This is a genomic window from Epilithonimonas pallida (genome assembly GCF_900182975.1).
Classification (GTDB): domain Bacteria; phylum Bacteroidota; class Bacteroidia; order Flavobacteriales; family Weeksellaceae; genus Epilithonimonas; species Epilithonimonas pallida.
In genome coordinates, this window is record NZ_FXUO01000007.1 from 222,706 (window position 1) to 237,211 (window position 14,506).

10 protein-coding genes are annotated in these 14,506 nt (G+C 38.8%); 5 read left to right on the forward strand and 5 right to left on the reverse strand.

The features are described from left to right. Positions 1-46: 46 nt before the first annotated feature. The 4 genes from QOL71_RS14445 to QOL71_RS14460 form a co-directional block, all read right to left on the reverse strand. On the reverse strand, positions 47-1,729 hold the full coding sequence (locus tag QOL71_RS14445) for a T9SS type A sorting domain-containing protein (RefSeq protein WP_283417621.1): 1,683 nt from the start codon (positions 1,727-1,729) through the stop codon (positions 47-49). A gap of 126 nt (positions 1,730-1,855) precedes the next feature. Next, positions 1,856-2,506: a response regulator transcription factor gene (locus QOL71_RS14450; protein ID WP_283417622.1), complete on the reverse strand. Its 651-nt coding sequence runs from the start codon at positions 2,504-2,506 to the stop codon at positions 1,856-1,858. Further along, on the reverse strand, positions 2,499-4,190 hold the full coding sequence (locus QOL71_RS14455; RefSeq protein WP_283417623.1) for a sensor histidine kinase: 1,692 nt from the start codon (positions 4,188-4,190) through the stop codon (positions 2,499-2,501). Before QOL71_RS14455 ends, QOL71_RS14450 begins: the two co-directional genes overlap by 8 nt. 196 nt (positions 4,191-4,386) lie before the next feature. Continuing rightward, complete coding sequence (locus QOL71_RS14460) at positions 4,387-7,326, reverse strand: T9SS-dependent choice-of-anchor J family protein (RefSeq protein WP_283417624.1); 2,940 nt, start codon at positions 7,324-7,326, stop codon at positions 4,387-4,389. A gap of 271 nt (positions 7,327-7,597) precedes the next feature. Between QOL71_RS14460 and QOL71_RS14465 the strand changes: the two genes are divergently transcribed. Together QOL71_RS14465 and QOL71_RS14470 are read left to right on the forward strand one after the other, a co-directional pair. After that, positions 7,598-8,386 carry a HipA family kinase gene (locus QOL71_RS14465; RefSeq protein WP_283417625.1) on the forward strand — a complete coding sequence of 263 codons (789 nt, stop codon included), beginning with the start codon at positions 7,598-7,600 and terminating at the stop codon, positions 8,384-8,386. Beyond that, the gene (locus QOL71_RS14470) at positions 8,364-8,747 is read left to right on the forward strand and encodes a DUF3037 domain-containing protein (RefSeq protein WP_283417626.1); all 384 of its coding nucleotides are present in this window, start codon (positions 8,364-8,366) and stop codon (positions 8,745-8,747) included. The genes QOL71_RS14465 and QOL71_RS14470 overlap by 23 nt, the downstream gene beginning before the upstream one ends. A 77-nt stretch (positions 8,748-8,824) precedes the next feature. Here QOL71_RS14470 and QOL71_RS14475 read toward each other — a convergent pair whose 3' ends face one another. Further along, positions 8,825-10,471, reverse strand: a complete 1,647-nt coding sequence (locus QOL71_RS14475) for a helix-turn-helix domain-containing protein (RefSeq protein WP_283417627.1) — start codon at positions 10,469-10,471, stop codon at positions 8,825-8,827. A gap of 446 nt (positions 10,472-10,917) precedes the next feature. Here QOL71_RS14475 and QOL71_RS14480 point away from each other — a divergent pair, with 446 nt between their 5' ends. From QOL71_RS14480 to QOL71_RS14490, 3 genes are all read left to right on the forward strand, one after another. Next, entirely contained in the window at positions 10,918-11,505 is a 588-nt protein-coding gene (locus tag QOL71_RS14480; RefSeq protein ID WP_283417628.1) for a hypothetical protein, read from the forward strand. 272 nt (positions 11,506-11,777) lie between these two features. After that, complete coding sequence (locus QOL71_RS14485; protein ID WP_283417629.1) at positions 11,778-12,509, forward strand: DNA-binding domain-containing protein; 732 nt, start codon at positions 11,778-11,780, stop codon at positions 12,507-12,509. Between the two features lie 317 nt (positions 12,510-12,826). Then, positions 12,827-14,212 carry a hypothetical protein gene (locus QOL71_RS14490; RefSeq protein WP_283417630.1) on the forward strand — a complete coding sequence of 462 codons (1,386 nt, stop codon included), beginning with the start codon at positions 12,827-12,829 and terminating at the stop codon, positions 14,210-14,212. Positions 14,213-14,506: the final 294 nt, after the last annotated feature.

Sequence of the window (14,506 nt, forward strand, 5' to 3'; positions counted from 1 at the left end):
CTATTGACGAGTGATTACAAATAAATCAGGCCGATTATCAACTTTATTATTTCTTGATGAATTTCATGGATTGTATTTCCTTTTCAATAGAAATATGAATGAAGTAAATCCCTTTTGGTAATGATCTCAAATCTAATTTCGTTTCATTATCAATATTTCTTGTCAATACTTTTTTTCCATCCATAGATATGATTTCTACCCTGGAGATTTTTTCTTTAGTTTTCAGATTCAGAATATCCTTCACCGGATTTGGATAGATCACAATATTCTTATCTTCCACAATATCTAACGCTGATAAAGTCGGCTGTAGTTCAAAAGCCCCAATATCAATGGTTGTTTCTTCGATTCTGCTTTTATCCAAAAGATCAAAACTGCCATATTTTGAAGCATCATAGAAAGAATTATTTCCTTTATTAATGCCATTGCTTGAAGTTTGCAACGTAAAATCTTTTGCAGCAATATCTTTGAATAAGGGATCTGTCGTATAATTATCAGAGCCTGTCAAAGTGGCATTGTACTTGGGAAGAATAATGGAATTGTTTGCTGTAACCGTTGTTCCCAAACCATCAATTGTGTTAGCAGAGTTTCCACCCATCCAAAGAATAGAATTCTGTATGGAATTCAGAACCGGAGTTTGCGTCGATAAGATGGTTCCACCATCCGGATTGTAAACTGTGGAATTAATTATATTGAGAGTCGCACCATTGTTGAATAGAGGAATATAAATGTCATCAGAATAAATCAAGCTGTTGACCAACGTTACTTTCGCTGTGCTTCTTGCAGCAATAGCTGTCCCTTTGTATGTTCCAGCGTATTGGGTATAAGTGCCAATTTTGTTGTTCACAAACCGACTTGTGTTAATCAGTACGTTATTAGTTCCATATGCAAATACTGCTGCTCCTATTCCTCCGTTTGCCCCGCTCTGGGAAGCATTATCAACAATATTAGCTTCGAAAAGACAATTTTTGATTTCGATGTTCTGAGCCGTTCCATAATGATTATAAACATCAAGTGCTCCACCTGCATATTTAGAATAATTATTATAGAAATAACAGTTTTCTACGCGCGTAATATTAGCCCCTGAAGTATTGGCTTCAATGGCTAAGGCTCCTAACTGAAACTGAGAATTATTCCTGAAAATATTATTTTTTATTAAAGGAGAATTATTGGCAATCGAAGGATAGATCAGAATCGCACTTCCGGTATATCTTGGAAAATAATTATTTAAAATAGATCCGGCGCTTGCATTCCCATCCTGAAATGTAAATCCGTCTATCTGTGTAGAGTTATCAATTGCCGTATCATACGCATCGATAACCATTATATGGTAACTATTATCATTAGCAGAATTTACTGCTCCAATATTACCACTCAGAATGGTTTCATTGCCCTGGATATCTCTTTCTGATAAAGATATTTCTGCTCCTGAAAAGCCCCCATAAACCTTCAGATCATTTCTGGTGATATAGAAAAAGTCATCTCTGTTGGAAGTCGTAGACGGATAATAAGTTCCCTTACCAACCCAGATTTCCTTAATTGCTGGATTAGAGTTAGCAGTCGTAATGACTTGTTTTAAATTTTTAGAAGCATTGGACCACGAAGAACCGGTTTCTGCACCACCAATTACAGCCGCATTGACATACACAATACCATTAAGACTTGGCGAAATCTGTGCATCAACAAAAACAGGAATCAACAAACAAGAAAGAAAGAATAGAAGTGTTTTCATAATTTCAGTTTTAACAGATTAGAATTGAATGACAATGATTTAGCATTCATTCATTAAAAATAGAAACGTTGAAATTCTTACCCGAAAAAATGTTCTGAAACCCTCGGTTTTTGTTCTAAAATAAAGTTAGAAATGCTTGGAGATCTTAAAAATCTTGTCTTCCAAATACAATTTATCACTGATGATTTTCAAAATATGATAAGGATTGACAGCCACACTTCGGTTGATTCGTTTGAAATATTTGGCCGGAAAAATCTCTTCCAGATGTGACAAGGTGGTTCTGAGAATTTGATTTTTACCAGATTTCAGGAACAATTCCACATAGATGTGATCCGCTTCCGCATACAAAAAATCCTTAGATTGGATGTAATAGCTTTGCTTTCCAATCTCGATCTTGATTGCAAAATCAAAGTTGGCCAATGCGAGATCAATCGCTGTGATAAGATTAGCCCTTTCAACAGGCTTGGAAAGATAAGCGGATGGTTTCGCCGATTTCACTTTGTCTAATGTTTCAGTATCCGTCAAAGCGGTTGTAAAAATAAAAGGAATCGAAAATTGTTCATTAATCAGCTTTGCCAGATCCAATCCCGTATTATCGCCAGGCAATGTAATATCAATAAGAACCAAGTCAAAATCTTTATGTGTTAAGAGAAGTTTTGCTTCGTCAAAATCATTTGCCATCTCGGATGAGAAAAACGGCTCCAGCATTTTTTTGAGAGAAAATGCAATCAGCACTTCATCTTCTACAATCAATATTTTTTCTTTGTTTTCAGACATCGGGAAAAGTTATTTTGTATTCTGAACTGGTTCTTCTATAGTGTCCACGCAACTGTTTTATCATTCCCTCGATAATGAAAATACCCAGCGAACTTTTACTTTCATCAAAACTGAAAACCTTTCCATTATCCTGGTATCCAATCTCGATATTATTTTCCACTTTTTTTAGATTCAAAGTCAGCCTCAAGTCACCATCAGATTGTGCGTGTTTCAATGAGTTTGTAATTAATTCATTTAATAACAAACCCAATGGTAGCGCTTTATCCACCTTCAACAAGAGATTTTCTGATTTCAAATCACACGTAAATTCTCGGCCGGAGCTATTTTTATGAGTCTCAAAAATCTTATGCGTGTAATCCTGAATCTCGATATAAGAATGATCACTGTGATTGATATTATAAGAATACAATTCGTGCGCAATCATAATGGTTCTGATCCGTTTGTAAAGATCCTCGAATTTCTTTTTATGAAGCCCATTTTCTGCCTCGTCTTTCTGAAAATCAATAAGACTGAGAATAACGGAAAGATTATTTTTCACACGATGATTAAGCTCCTGAACCAAAAACTGTTTTTCTTCCAAATTTCTCTGGAGCGCATTGTTATTATCAGAGATTTCCTTTTTTTGAACCTCGATTCTTTTTTTGCTTTTCAAAATAAACCAAATGAAACCAATTAAAACCACCAGAAGTATAAACAATGTGATATTAAGCTTTCGAGTTCCCGCAATGTTCTTTTGTAGTTGTTCTTTCTCTGTTTTTTCCTTCTGAAAATTAAACTGAATTCCCAGTTCTTTAACTTTAAGATCTCTTTGCTGATTGTTGAACTGATTGTACAGGCCTGAAGCCAGTTTGTAATAGTGTAAAGCGGAATCAGGTTGATTTTGCTTTTCCATAATTTCGCTTTTCAATTGAAAAATATCGGCTCTGTAATTCAAAACTTTGGAATTTTTGGAGTTGGCAATTGCAGAATCTATATAGATATTGGCCATTTTATAATCCTTTTTGGATAGATATAAAAACGAAATATTATTATACATCGAATTGATTGCCTCATTATGGTGCAGTTTTTTATACAGATAAAGCGCCCTCTGAAAATGTTCCAGCATCTTTTCCGGATTCTTCCGGTTCCCCAATCCAAGGATTAATTCGACATCAGGAAGATTTTTTTGATCGTTAACGAGAAGTGCATATTTTTTAGCTTCATTGGCAATTTTAAAAGCCAGCTCCCGATGACCATTAACTCTGTAATAAGAAGATTTTCTGATGAGGAAATGACTGTAATTCTTAGATTTGAATTCAGGATGATCTTTGAGAAGCTGTTCTGCTTTATCGATTTCAATTTTACAGGATTTTTCATCATTATTAATTTCAAAAATCAATTCTCTTTCGATATGGATTTTGATTTGCTGTTCAGGTGTCAGTTTAGAATTGATGAGATTTTGCGACAGTTTGAAAGCCTCATCGTAGAGTCCCAATTCCGTCAGGATTTTTACTTTCGAAACATCCAGATCTGTCTTTTCCTCGGGATTATAATGTTCCCTATTTTGATTGATCAGTTCCAAAGCAGTTGGATAATCCGAATTTTGAATCTTATTATCAAGTTCTTTCCGTAATGCGTGGAAAGCATTTTGCCCGGAACAAAAAACCATCAGAAAAAGTAGGAAAAAACTAGAATATTTTCTCATAATAACAAAGATAAACAAATGCAGTTTCTGTTTTTTTTTAAAATTATTAATGGCATTTTTCATCAAATTCAAATATATAATCTTCCTTGACTGCCTTGTTAAAAATGTTATGAAAGCGTTGATTTTTGTTCTGAATATCATAAAAACAAAAGCCATCACAAATTTGTGATGGCCCTTACAGAATTATAATTTAAGTTTAGTTTTTGATAAACTTAATGGTTTGAATACCTTTATCTGTAAAGATATTAATCAGATAAGTACCTTGTATCAAAGTATGAACATTCAGTTTTCTTTCGCCATACATTGTTTTCTCTGAGACTTTCTTACCATCAATTGACATAATTACAATCTTATTGATTTTCTCTTCGCCACCGAAGTGTAAGACTTCTTTAACAGGATTTGGATAAATTTGGATTTTGGTCTTACCATCATTATTTATCACACCCATATCTTCATTCCAGGCTAAAACTGCCAATGATGTTTTAGATTCGCATCCGCCAACAGTTTGCGTTGCATAATAAGTTGTATTATTAACAATCAAAGTACTTATTGGTAAATTATTAATATGATTGGTTGCATCACCTGCTGTTGCATACCATTTGATATTCTGACCATTAGCAACTAAAACACTTAGTGTATCTCCGGCATTGAAGCTTTGTGTTGCCGCACCTGTAGGAGCAATTACCGCTTCTGCTTCTGTAATTGTAAATGATTGTGTTGTCTGACACTGGTTGGCATCTTTTACCGTTACAATATAAGTACCTGCAGCCAATCCTGTCGCCGTCATCCCTGTCTGTTCCGGTGTTGTATTCCAGCTGTAAATATAATTACCCGTTCCGCCAGTAACATTAACTGTTGCTGAACCCGTCGCGCTACCATTACAAGCAACATTAGTTTGTGCTCCTGCCGTAGCAACCAATGCATCTGGCTCCGTAATCGTTACAGAAGCAGATCCTGTACAACCATTAACATCTTTGATAGTTACTGTATAAGTTCCTGCTGCAAGACCTGTTCTATTTTGAGTATCTGCCCCATCATTCCAAACAAAAGTGTAAGGAGATACGCCACCAGAAGGTGTAAGGGTTATCGTTCCATTAGAACTTCCATTACAAGTAACATCAGTTTTAGTTGTCGAACCACTTATTGATGATACGGTCAAGACTGCACTGTTTGAAGTTGCAACCGGTGTACACAATCCTGTTACCACAACTCGATATACATTACCATTCAAGCCAGCTGTTGCGCCGGTAATAGTCAACGTAGCTGTCGTTGCTCCGGAATATGGTGCGGTGTTGCTGATATTCGTAAAGCCGGAGCCTGAATCAACCTGCCATTGATAACCGGTGGCATTGCTTGCAGCAGCGGTAAACGTAGCGTTAGAACCTGCACAAATCGTACTTGCAATCGGTTGGGTCGTAATTGACGGAGCAGAATTAACTGTTAAGGCTGCACTGTTTGAAGTTACAACCGGTGTACACAATCCTGTTACCACAACTCGATACACATAACCATTCAAGCCAGCTGTTGCGCCGGTAATAGTCAACGTAGCTGTCGTTGCTCCGGAATATGGTGCGGTGTTGCTGATATTCGTAAAGCCGGAGCCTGAATCAACCTGCCATTGATAACCGGTGGCATTGCTTGCAGCAGCAGTAAATGTCGTATTAGAACCCGCACAGATCGTACTTGCACTCGGTTGGGTCGTAATTGACGGAGCAGAATTAACGGTCAAGACTGCACTGTTTGAATTTTTAGGATCGCATCCCGTAGAGCCTGAAATTACTACACGATAAACATAACCGTTCATTGCGGCAGTCGCTCCTGTAATAGTCAGCGTAGCCGTCGTTGCTCCGGAATATGGTGCAGTGTTGCTGACATTTGTAAAGCCTGAACCAGTATTAACCTGCCATTGGTACCCTGTAGCATTGTTAGCTGTAGCACTGAATGTTGTATTAGCACCCGCACAAATTGTGCTGGCACTTGGCTGGGATGTAATATTTTGTTCAGGATTAACTGTTATAGTTTTACTCATGGAATGCGCACAGCCATAAGCATCTGTATAATCGTAAGTAATAGTTTGCGTACCTGCAGCCGGATCAAATTTGCCTCCACTCACTCCCGTTCCACTGTATGTCCCGCCTGCGGGAGAAGCTTCTGTCAAAGTATATAATCCACTATTACTACAAAGTGTTGGAAAATTAGCTATAGTAATCGGGTTTGACGGACATAGTACAGTAATAGAATAATTCTGAGAACCTGAGCATCCACTAGCATCACTCACCGTCGCAGTAAAATTAAATGTCCCTGTAGCAGTCGGTGTTCCCGAAATAGTTCCTGAGGAAGATAAAGTTAATCCCGGAGGAAGTGCACCTGCTGTAATGGCAAAACTAGGAGTTCCTAAAGCCCCTGTCTGCGTAAGCGTTTTACTGTAAGGACTGCCCGCAGCACCAGCTGTTAAAGCTCCGCCAGGTGTCATAGTAAACGCCGGACAAACATAAGGCGTGTAAACCACATTATCTATTCCTATATAATCTGAATTTGTTCCAGTTGGGCCTCCACTTGTTACAAAATACCTGAATGCTATACGTCCCGATGTAGGCGCAGGCAAACCGGAAATTGTAATAGTAAACTGCGTCCACACCTTCGGATAAACTCCTGTTGTCAAGTTTGGATTTACGCTTAACAGCAATGTTGTAAAATCTCCAAGTCCGGTTGGACCTGTTCCAACATTTACACTGGCTCCATTTGTACTCATACGAACTTCAAGGCGATCAGGATATTCTGTCGGGGCTGGGGTTGGTATTCTGGTATAAAACGTAAAGACATCTCCGTTCCGCAAAGTTCTGTTCGGTGCGACGAGCCAGTTACTGATCGTATTATTGCCGGTTGTTGAGTTATAATTTGCACAAATGTACGAGTTTGCTGCACCATTATAAGAATCGAAAGGACCTGTGGGAGTGGGTACACCTTGAATCCAATTAGGATTGGTTCCAATTGTAGAACTATTATTCTGCTGATACCAACCACTCGCGGTGAGTGTGGCAACATTGTCAAAATTCTCTGTAAAGGCTTGGGCAAAACTTAATTTCGCCCAAAACATAATTAAGAGAATACAAATTTTTAGGTAAAAATTTCTCATATATATTATTTTTGAGGTTATTCATAGTAGTTTTAAAATAAATTCAACAATAACAGCATATACAATCATTCCATTCACAAATATAACTTATTTTTTAACACAAATAAATTAAATAACAACAAAAAATAAAGATTACGTATTTATACTTAATCACATATTAATATCAAATACGCATTAGAAAGGCATTTATATTTCGAATTGATAAATGTTAACATTTTGCAGATAGCACTCTTTTTCTTTCCAAATACCTATTTTTACAAAAAATTATAAATTGGACTTATCTCTAAGAACAGTTACCGTTACACGGTACATCCTTCCTTTGCGGGAAGGCGGCTCTCTACCGGCGTTAGCAGAAGCAGATGACGATTTCAAATATGTACTGAAATTTCGTGGTGCAGGTCATGGCGTAAAAGCGTTGATCTCTGAGTTGATTGGCGGGAAAATAGCACAGGTTTTAGGATTCAGAATTCCAGAATTAGTGTTTGCAAATTTATCTGAAGACTTTGGACGAAGTGAAGCCGATGAAGAGATTCAGGATCTTCTAAAAGCCAGCTGCGGGCTCAATCTGGCTTTACATTATCTTTCCGGTGCCATCACTTATGATCCGGGCGCAGTGAAAATCGATTCAAAACTGTCTTCTGAGATTGTCTGGCTGGATGCATTCCTTACCAATATCGACAGAACATTTCGCAACACCAATATGTTGATCTGGCACAAAGAACTTTGGCTGATTGACAATGGCGCATCCTTATATTTTCATCATTCCTGGGATAATTGGGAGAAGAATGCCGTGAGTCCTTTTGTAATGATAAAAGATCACGTATTGCTTCCTCAAGCCTCTGAGCTAGATGATGTCAATATGAGATTCAAATCTATTCTCACTCCGGAGATACTGAGAGAAATTGTAGAATTGATCCCGACAGACTGGCTGCATTGGAACGACACCGAATTGTCACCTGAAGAGATCAAAGAAGTCTATTATAGATTCCTTATGATAAGACTGGAACATTCTGATAACTTTTTAAATGAAGCCAAAAATGCAAGAGCAAAAGTTATATGAATATGCTGTAATCCGTCTGGTTCCAAAACCTGAACGTGAAGAATTCTTCAACGTTGGATTAATTATGTTCTCGAAAAAAGAGAAGTTTATTAAAGTTAAGATCCATCTTTGTGAGGATAAATTCAGGCTGTTACATTCCAAAACGGAATATGAGGAGGTACGTAAACATCTTGAATCTTTTGAAAAGATCGCAAAAGGCGAACCATCCGCCGGTTCTATTGCCCAGCTTGATATTCCTGAACGTTTCCGCTGGTTAACAGCTGTAAAAAGCAGCATTATCCAGACCTCAAGACCCCATCCGGGCTCAAGTAAAGACTTGGAGAGAACATTTGACAGGTTATTTGAAGAGTTGGTTTTATAAGGGGATTGTTTATTTAATGAAGTGTGCTTTATACCTCTGTCAGAAGACATCCTTCAATACTCTTTTAATACAATACATTATTGCTCAAGTGTTATAACCTTATCATGTTTTAAATTCTGTATAAAATAAGACGGTGTAACTCCATGCTCTTTTCTGAAAGCAAGTATAAACACCTGATAAGTCGCAAATCCGCATTGCTCAGCAAGATAACTTATCTTATAATCCCTGTATCTTGGTTCATTGTACAGCTTATGGACAATATAGTTGACTCTCAGGCTATTGATATAATTGCTGAAATTCTGTGACCTGTATTTCTTTATAGTCTCCGAAAGGTATTTTGTATTGGTATTGAACATTGTGGCAACCGTGGTGAGAGTAATATCCTTATCAAGAAATACTTCCTGGGCTTCAAAGTTCTCCAGCCGTACCAAGAGATCTTTTTCGGTATCGTTGGAGATCCCGTTTTTAATAGCCGGTATTGGTTCCGCATTATTTTCATAGCTCTGGTTGCTCAGCGTTTCGTTTTGCAGCTTACTGATCATCTCCTCATACTTTTTACGAAGACTCCTTTTCTTTCTTCCCCACAATATCCATATAAAGATTGCCAATCCGCAAAAGAGCAATCCCGTCAGTAGCCATTGTCTCTGCGTAAGCATCTTATGCTCATTATCTACTTCCGATACCATTTTTTTCATAGAGACATCCGCGTTCTTCTTGTCGGCAAGCGTTAGGCTGTCTTTAAGAAGCGTGTAACGATCCATGTAGAATTTGGATTGCTCTTTTTCACCGGTTTCCAGATAGGAGCTTGCCAGGAACTCATAGGATTCCACCCTGTTTTCGGGATCCCTGTATTCTTTTTCCATTGTCAGCGCCTGCTTGGCATAATCAATAGATGTTTTGTAATCCTTCTTTTCCAAGTACAGCCAGCTTAGTTGGTTCAGCATCATGACCCTATCATCCGGCGGAATGTCATATTGCCTGTTGTTATATATTTTTGCCGCTTCCAGCAGGTATTTCTCTGCCTGTTTCAGATTTCCGGGTGTATCGGTATCCTGAAGATAATACATACCAAGACGCATATCATTAAAGGCAATCTGGCTATACTTCAAACTGTTGGATACCACGCCGTTATTATCCCTGATCTGCTTTGCCAGTTCCTGGCTCTTATTGAGATAATACACAGTAGAATCCCCGTACTTTCTATTTTCCAGGTATTTCTTAGCAAAATAGACATTCATATTCTGATAGCAAAGCGAGAGCTTGTACAACTTAGCGTCCCTGTTCTCGATGGTCTCAGCATATGTGATAGCTGTTCTGAAATCTTTCTGGCTGGCATCATCCAGACCAAGATATCCCAGGTTCAGCGCATTAAGCCTGTATATGGTTGAGATGATACCCTGCAGGTCTTTCTTATCCGTAATGCTTTTTTTTATGTCATTTCCAAGGTCTACAACTTCCCTTGATCTTCCCTGACTGGAATATAATCTCATGAGCTTATTGACGCAACGTAATACACCGACATGATAGTTTAACGCTTCAGACTGCTGCTTTAAGCGGAGTAGCAGCATTTCTTTTTCTTTCGGGTCAGCATCCACATTCAGTTCATCCTCATCTAGTTTTTTGCTGATTACGGATTCTTCTGATCGGATTATTGACAATTGCTTATTCTGGGCATGCCCAAGAAGGGTAGAAAAAGTGAAAAGAATGTAAAGAAATACTTTCATATGAGAAATTATAGATTGTCTATTGATGTCGATTTTCCTGATATTTAAATATATGGCCTCCAAATCGCCTGTTCAAGGCTCTTACTCAACAGGCACTATATTCCAAAATCAAAACACTCCAAAAATACAATTTTAATATACAAAAAACAGAAATTGAACTGCGAACGACTATTGAAGGATCATTTTCAAAAAAAACAATAAATAACTGATTTTCATATTATTTAATTTGTAAAACACTGCCAAGCATATGTAAGTATTTCCGAAATTTATCCTTATTTCGGAAATCAAGATATTAAACACTCTACAAAGACCCAGGCTTTTAGATAATATTGCAATCGTAAATAACACGAATTGATAATGATGATGGATCTATAGTAAGTATACCTTATATATATGGTCGGTTATTTACCGGTATTTAACTAAAAGTACAGATGGTGAAAACACAAATGATCAGAAAAAAGAACACTGTATCTCCTCTTATGATAAGCGGGAGATATTTTTGTTTTCTGGTTATCTTTCTGTTCGCGTCCATCATGTCATATGCTGCATGCAAGCCGGAAGATGCATACGCCGGCAGCCAGGAAGAAGGCCAGGCACAGTCCGGGAAGATCTATATATCGGAGGGGGCAGCACTAGTCATTGCAGAGGACACAACAATATCAGGTGCAGAAATCATCCATACAGATGCAGCCGATATACAGCAACCAAAGAGTAAGCCTCTTAAAACGATTACAGAGAAACCTAAAGCTGAACATAAAACAGCCGCATCATCCCAACCTATATCCCCTGCTCCTGTTGAGACTGTTTCTCCAAATGACTCTAAGCATACATGGAGTACAAATGCCCCATACAACAAGCAATTATCCATCACTTATAATATCAGCTTCAAATATATCGGCAGAGTAATCAATATCATCGCCATCAGTGTGATATTAATATTGCTTATGATATTGATTCCGGCTTACCGGAGACCTCCCGGTAACGATCTGTTTTTAGGATGCAATCTCCAGCGCCCTCCACCCATAAGCCTTTAAATTCCCCGAGCTGTCTTGTTGAAAAAAGATGTTTCGACTTCACTGCGTTTCGCTCAACATGACAAGATCATGTCATCCTGAGCTGTCGAAGGATATCACAAAAGAGAAGAAGTTCATAAAAAAACAAAAGATGTTTCGACACCGCTCAACATGACAAACATGCTTCCTTCGTCAGCATGACAAACACACTGTCATCCTGAGCGAAGCAAAGCGCAGCCGAAGGATCAAAAAAAATATAAAAGACAAAAAATTAACAATTAAAATTTAAACAAATGGTGATACTACACAAAATCAAAGCTTATCTATACGATAACTCTTTCACCAAAGACAACCCGAACGATTTCATTGCACGCACGGTAAGCGAGCGCTCCCTTTCTGTAAAACAAATCTGTGAGTCAGCAGTAAACCGTGGAGGCGCAGACATTTCCGCCTCTGCCATGGAGCATGCGACGGAGCTTTTCCTGAAAGAAATGGCTTACCAGCTATGCGACGGCTTCTCTGTAAATACCGGATATTTCACGGCAAATACACAGATACGCGGTGTATTTGACAGCCCATCCGAGACTTTCAACAGTGAAAAGCACAGCATTCTCTTCCAGTTCAACCAGGGAGAAAAGCTGAGAGCAGAAATACCAAATATAGAGATCAATATTCTTGGGGTGGCAGATGCCTCATCAGCAATCCTGCAGGTAACAGATGTGAAAAGCGGCAGCATCAATGACCTGCTTACACCGGGACGAAACCTGAAAATATCAGGAACCAAAATAAAAGTAGGCGGAGATAATCCAGGGAACGGTATCTACTTCGTAAGCACAGATACCAATACAAGAACGAAAGTAGAAGAAAGTGATGTGGTGGTGAACAATCCTTCGGAGCTTATCGTTATCATCCCTACGCTGCCTGCCGGAACCTACAGGCTGGAGATTGTGACACAACAATCCGGCAGCACTTCCTTGAAGGAACCAAGAACGGCAGCATTTGAAAAAGTACTCACCGTATCATAACAAACGACGGGCGACGTTGGTTATCAGCGCCGTCCATCTGCGACACCCTGTGACGGGCATCATCGATCCCCGACGACGTCCGTCACTTACGGGTAGTGCAAAAAAAGAAGTCTGTTAAAAAGAAATGTTTCGGCGCTGCTAACGCCCTGCTCAACATGACAAAAAGATGCTTCCGTCGTCAGCATGACAAACGCACTGTCATCCTGAGCATAGCTAAAGGATCTCAACACTGTCACCCTAAGCGCAGCCGAAGGATTTCTAACCAAAAAACAGTTTAAAAACCGATGAAAAATATTACAACAATTACTAGCGCTGCATTGCTAATAGCAGCAACAAATTTATCCGCACAAGTCGGTATCAATACAGACACACCAAAATCCACTTTGGATGTTGTAGGAAAAGCAACCGATACCAGTTCATTAGACGGTATCACCGCCCCAAGACTTACAGGTGACCAGCTAAGAGCCAAAACTTATACCTCAGCTCAAACCGGTACTTTGGTGTACGTGACGGTAGCTGATACAGCGCCTGCGGGGCAAACCGTTAATGTAACCACTATCGGTTATTTCTATTTTGACGGTACCGTATGGCAAAAAGTAAATACAGGAACAAATGCTTCCGTTAATATCTACAATGCCGATGGCACTCTCACTAATAACCGAACACTGACCCAGGCAAGCAGAACACTTACTTTCTTAGGTACTAATCAATCTACAACTTTTTTCCCTAACAATGGGCTTAGCCAAACAGGGATAGCTGGCAGCAAAAGAGCCAGCATAGCATTATCGTCAAATGACAATAACAGCGATGGAGCAAGTTCTAATCTGCAATTATTTCAAGATCCCGAACAAATGTCGCAAATAATTGCTGGCAATGATTCCCGAGGATTAAGTATTGGCACTTCATTTACAACACAGCCTACACCCATAACATTTATAACAGCCACAGGAAATACAAGTGGAATAGAAAGAGCTCGCATAACTCCAACAGGTAATTTCGGAGTAAATACACAAGGATTTGCCAGCGAAAAATTTGATGTAAATGGTATAGCAAGGATAAGAACATTGCCTTTGAATGGCACAACAAATGCCATCAATACAACATCTTCCGGAACTGCATCTGCATCACAAGATCAAACCTTTAGTGCTACCAGAACCGTTGTAGCTGATGCTAATGGTGTACTGGGTACGGTAAATTACATTCCACCTGTCCCGGTAGTGCTTGCAGGTGCGGACGGTAGCGATGCAACAGGGACAGGAAGTTTCACGTTAGAATCTAAAAACGATGTTCTAACAGAAGCTACTCTAACCCAAAGAACTTTTAGTGTTACAAAAAAGTCTCTTGTGACATTCTCTTATTCTGTAGGAATAGGACATATCGAAAAATTTGGAGGAGGAAATTTAACAGATGGATTAAGCAAACAAATTGGTTCCAGATTGGTTTTCTCGGCAGTCCCTTTAGGAAGTCCGTATACGGTAGGTAATACCTTAATAAGAAGTGCGATGCCTTTTTCAACAGCAGGAGCTCCCTCTATTGCTGGTTATTTTTATTTAAACGGAACTGAAATGCTAATATTAGATCCGGGAAGCTATACCGTAGATTTAAGAGGATATGTTTCAGCAACGGATAATAATCAAGGGATAAGAGCTCTTTTAGACGGGGCTAGCGATAGGTTAAATATCGTAGCCATTCCTATGCAGTAAAGGAATACTCTATGGTTTAGCTTCACAAACCTTTCCGCTCCAATAAGATGTTTCGACGCCGCTAATGCTCTGCTCAACATGACAAAAGATGCTTCCGTCGTCAGCATGACAAACGCATTGTCATCCTGAGCGCAGCCGAAGGATCTCTACAATGTCATCCTGAGCACAAAGCAGCCGAAGGATCTCTACAAAAACGATTAAATAATAAACAACAAATGCATAATGAAAAAAAACACTACTAAACTAACAACAAAACAGGCAAAAAACCTATTGCTTGTTCTCTTGCTGTTTCTG

What these genes read in the sequence shown, in the direction of transcription:
- QOL71_RS14470 (WP_283417626.1), top strand. Translation starts at nt 8,364, where the DNA reads ATGCAAGAGCAAAAGTTATATGAATATGCTGTAATCCGTCTGGTTCCA.
- QOL71_RS14445 (WP_283417621.1), bottom strand. Translation starts at nt 1,729, where the DNA reads ATGAAAACACTTCTATTCTTTCTTTCTTGTTTGTTGATTCCTGTTTTT.
- QOL71_RS14475 (WP_283417627.1), bottom strand. Translation starts at nt 10,471, where the DNA reads ATGAAAGTATTTCTTTACATTCTTTTCACTTTTTCTACCCTTCTTGGG.
- QOL71_RS14460 (WP_283417624.1), bottom strand. Translation starts at nt 7,326, where the DNA reads ATGAGAAATTTTTACCTAAAAATTTGTATTCTCTTAATTATGTTTTGG.
- QOL71_RS14485 (WP_283417629.1), top strand. Translation starts at nt 11,778, where the DNA reads ATGGTGATACTACACAAAATCAAAGCTTATCTATACGATAACTCTTTC.
- QOL71_RS14455 (WP_283417623.1), bottom strand. Translation starts at nt 4,190, where the DNA reads ATGAGAAAATATTCTAGTTTTTTCCTACTTTTTCTGATGGTTTTTTGT.
- QOL71_RS14450 (WP_283417622.1), bottom strand. Translation starts at nt 2,506, where the DNA reads ATGTCTGAAAACAAAGAAAAAATATTGATTGTAGAAGATGAAGTGCTG.
- QOL71_RS14480 (WP_283417628.1), top strand. Translation starts at nt 10,918, where the DNA reads ATGATCAGAAAAAAGAACACTGTATCTCCTCTTATGATAAGCGGGAGA.